Annotated in this window: 3 protein-coding genes and 2 pseudogenes; 4 read left to right on the top strand and 1 reads right to left on the bottom strand. The window is 59.2% G+C overall.

Annotated features, from left to right (window positions below; all coding sequences use genetic code 11):
- Together RMO57_RS19400 and RMO57_RS19395 are read left to right on the top strand one after the other, a co-directional pair.
- Window positions 1-678, top strand: a pseudogene (locus tag RMO57_RS19400) (F0F1 ATP synthase subunit beta); the annotation flags it as partial.
- 131 nt (window positions 679-809) lie between these two features.
- A complete protein-coding gene (locus RMO57_RS19395; RefSeq protein WP_310389459.1) occupies window positions 810-1226 on the top strand; it encodes a F0F1 ATP synthase subunit epsilon in 417 nt (138 codons plus the stop codon).
- Window positions 1227-1383: 157 nt separating this feature from the next.
- Here RMO57_RS19395 and RMO57_RS19390 read toward each other — a convergent pair whose 3' ends face one another.
- Window positions 1384-1779, bottom strand: a complete 396-nt coding sequence (locus RMO57_RS19390) for a hypothetical protein (protein ID WP_310389458.1) — start codon at window positions 1777-1779, stop codon at window positions 1384-1386.
- Between the two features lie 246 nt (window positions 1780-2025).
- On the opposite strand from RMO57_RS19390, the gene RMO57_RS19385 reads away from it, so the two are divergent.
- Both RMO57_RS19385 and RMO57_RS19380 read left to right on the top strand, forming a co-directional pair.
- Window positions 2026-2883 carry a D-hexose-6-phosphate mutarotase gene (locus RMO57_RS19385; protein ID WP_310389456.1) on the top strand — a complete coding sequence of 286 codons (858 nt, stop codon included), beginning with the start codon at window positions 2026-2028 and terminating at the stop codon, window positions 2881-2883.
- 42 nt (window positions 2884-2925) lie between these two features.
- Window positions 2926-3146 (top strand): annotated as a pseudogene (locus tag RMO57_RS19380) (polyphosphate kinase 2); the annotation flags it as partial.

Here is a 3146-nt window from a genome sequence, read left to right as displayed (position 1 = left end):
GACGTGCTGTTCTTCGTCGACAACATCTACCGCTTCACGCTGGCCGGTACCGAAGTGTCCGCGCTGCTCGGTCGTATGCCTTCCGCCGTGGGCTATCAGCCTACATTGGCCGAAGAAATGGGCCGCTTGCAAGAGCGCATCACGTCGACCAAGGTCGGTTCGATCACCTCCATCCAGGCCGTTTACGTGCCAGCGGATGACTTGACCGACCCATCGCCTGCGACGACCTTTGCTCACTTGGACTCCACCGTCGTGTTGTCGCGTGACATCGCTTCGCTGGGCATCTACCCCGCCGTTGACCCGCTCGACTCGACTTCGCGTCAGCTGGACCCGAACGTGGTGGGTGACGAGCACTACGCCACGGCCCGTGCCGTGCAGCAAGTGCTGCAGCGCTACAAAGAACTGCGCGACATCATTGCGATTCTGGGCATGGACGAGTTGTCGCCTGAAGACAAGCTGTCGGTCTCGCGTGCGCGCAAGATCCAGCGCTTCTTGTCGCAGCCTTTCCACGTGGCCGAGGTCTTCACCGGCTCGCCCGGCAAGTACGTGCCATTGAAGGAAACCATCCGCGGCTTCAAGATGATTGTTGCCGGCGAATGCGATCACCTGCCTGAGCAGGCCTTCTACATGGTCGGGACCATCGACGAAGCGTTCGAAAAAGCCAAAAAGCTGCAGTAAGACTGCGCCTGCGGGCCTGATGCGTCGTTGCTGTGCTCAGCGGACAAGAGTCCGCTTCCGCGCAGCGCCTAGCCTGAGGCCCGCATGCTTGCTTACTGAAGCTTTTTAACGCTAAAGGAAGATTGAAAATCATGGCAACCATCCAAGTCGATGTGGTCTCCGCCGAAGAGCAAATCTTCTCCGGTGCCGCTACGTTTGTTGCACTGCCGGGTGAAAGCGGTGAGCTGGGCATTCTGCCCAACCACGCACCGCTGATCACGCGTATCAAGCCAGGCGCGGTGCGCATCAAGCGCGCTGACAACGGCCAAGAAGAGTTTGTTTTCGTGGCCGGCGGCCTGCTGGAAATTCAGCCGGGCCGTGTCACCGTGTTGGCCGACACCGCGATCCGCGGCAAGGACCTGGACGAAGCCAAGGCCGTTGAAGCCCGGGCACTGGCCGAAGAAGCGATGAAGAACGCCAAAACCGATATCGACTTTGCCAAGGCGCAAGGCGAGTTCGCCGCGATGGCTGCTCAGATCGCTGCGCTGCGCAAGTTCCGCAAGAGTTGATCCTCTTTTAGAGGACGGCTCCGTCTACGAACAAAAAAGCCCGCCGACGTAAGTCAGGCGGGCTTTTCTTTGGCAACAAGTAGCTCTGAGTATTGCAGCCTTTTGAGGCTTAGTTAGCCCTGGGGCGGCAAAGTGCGCATCATTGCCAAGTTTTGAGTTACTGGTTGAAAATGCCGGTCTTGTGCACGACATCAGCTTCGCTCATGGCAAAGCGTTTCACCACGTCCTTTTCATCAAAAAGCACAACCAGCTCTTTCTTCTTGCCGCTGGCGCTGCCGCCGAACATGTTGACGATCGGGACATAACTCAACGCATCGGCGGAAACGTTAGAGAACTCGAAATTCCAGACCTCTAGCCCGTTGTCGGTAAATGTTGTTTTGATTGGCGAACCGAACATTGCTCGAACTTCAGCCTTGGTGGTCTTGCCAACCGCCATTTTTTGTTGAACCGAGCTTTCGGACTCTTTGCGCAGAGCCTCAGTCCCGGCACTTGCGCAAGCGCCCAAGACAACCACAGCCGCAATGGCCGCTGCATAACAAGTAAATTTTTTCATACGCCTCCCAGTGGTTTGAATGCTAAGCGTCTGATCCGCTAGCGCGGCGGAGTTTACTCTCTACCAAATGGCTAAAGCCTCGAGGTATCTGATGAGAGCTACGCGAAACCAGGTTCTTTTTTTGCAGGCCATTTGGTCTGGTATTCAATGTCTTCGCCCTGTGCATCAAGGGTGCTGCGCTGACATCGACCGGCTGCTCACGCTCAAAACTAGAATCCTCGACCTATACCAATTCACCTTCCACTCATGTCCAAGCCTATTGCCCTTTCCCGCGTTCACGGCATGGATGCCATCGAACTGGTCGCCCCCGACGGCGCCCGCGCCACTGTGCTGCTGCACGGCGGCCACCTGGTGTCCTGGCAGCCTGCCGGCGCCGAGGAACAGCTCTATATGTCGCCCAAGTCCGAGTTCGCCTCGGGCCAGGCGATCCGCGGCGGCGTGCCGGTGATATTTCCCCAGTTCGCGGCCCGTGGCCCTTTGCAGCGCCACGGCTTTGCCCGCACCAAGCCTTGGGCGCTGGTGATGGCCGAGCGCGGTGCCGACGACGCGCTGGCCGTGCTGCGTTTGACCGATGACGCGGCGACCCGCATGTTCTGGCCGCATACTTTCGAGCTGGAGCTGAGCGTGCGCATCAGCGGGCGCGAGATTCAGATTGAGCTGGCCTGCGAGAACAAGGGCGATGAGCCCTTCGAGTTCACCGCGGCACTGCACAGTTACCTGCGCGTGGCCGAACTGGAGTCGACCAGCCTGCAAGGCCTGACCGCAATGCGCTACTGGGACTCAGTCGATGAGATGGAGAAGGTCCAGCGGGTCGACCTGCTGCTGCCTGGTGGCGAGTTGGACCGCATCTACCACCGTGTGCGGGAGGACATGACCCTGAAGGAGCGTCTGGCCACGACCGAACGGCGTGTGAAGATTGTACAACAAGGCTTTGACGACGCCGTGATCTGGAACCCCGGCGCCGAGAAATGCGCGGCGCTGGCCGATATGCCGGCCGATGGCTACAAGCAGATGCTCTGTGTCGAAGCGGCGGCGATCGAGACACCTTTGCGCCTGGGTGCGGGCGAGAGTTGGGCCGGCATGCAAACACTGACCTTGCTCTGATTGTTGGGTTTAAGCTGTCGCCACTCACAGGAGCGACAAAAGATGACCAGCAAACCCAAAGTCACGCCACAGGCCAAGCTCAATAAAACCGACTACCTCGAGCAATTGGAGCCCCTGCATCTGGAGCTGAATGCGATGGCGCATTGGCTTCAGGTTAAGGGCCAGCGCTTGGTGGTGCTGGTCGAGGGGCGCGACACAGCCGGCAAGGGCGGGGCGATTTCAGCCATCTCCGAGACGCTCAACCCGCGCCAATGCCGCACCGT

It is taken from the genome of Roseateles sp. (assembly GCF_031397715.1).
In the GTDB taxonomy this organism is placed as follows: domain Bacteria; phylum Pseudomonadota; class Gammaproteobacteria; order Burkholderiales; family Burkholderiaceae_C; genus Paucibacter_A.
Note: the sequence above shows the minus strand (reverse complement) of the source record. Positions and strands in the feature narration are given on the sequence as shown.